Source organism: Opacimonas viscosa, assembly GCF_024199005.1.
GTDB classification, from domain to species: domain Bacteria; phylum Pseudomonadota; class Gammaproteobacteria; order Enterobacterales; family Alteromonadaceae; genus Opacimonas; species Opacimonas viscosa.
Genome location: NZ_JANATA010000064.1, coordinates 1 through 347, shown reverse-complemented (window position 1 = coordinate 347; position 347 = coordinate 1). Strand labels below are relative to the sequence as shown.

At 44.7% G+C, this 347-nt stretch carries 1 protein-coding gene; it reads left to right on the top strand.

What is annotated here, in order from left to right; all coding sequences use genetic code 11:
- Positions 1–161: alkaline phosphatase PhoX (locus NLF92_RS12710; protein WP_254102567.1), on the top strand; the 161-nt coding region annotated here is incomplete at its 5' end.
- Between the last annotated feature and the right edge of the window lie 186 nt (positions 162–347).

Below are 347 nucleotides of genomic sequence, written 5' to 3'. Positions count from 1 at the left end.
GGCCCACGGCAGAGGGTGACGTCTATCCATCCGCGCAGCTAGCGGTACAGACTGAACTGGCCGGTGCGTGTTTTTCTCCGGATGGCTCTACCTTGTTTGTCAATGTCTATTCGCCCGCTCAGACGTTGGCGATCAGAGGCCCCTGGAAGCATTTGAGTTAACCCTGGAATCTCGCTGAAACACTCCTCTATAACCAGTGCTATTGGGATTGATTTAATCGCAAATAGCACTGTGTTTTTCCTCCTGAATAACCAGAATAATTATTATTCATGTGAATAATTTTTATTCCGTACTCTTTTTCGAATAAAAATTATTTTGTAATAATACGCCAGGCGGCTGCATAAAAC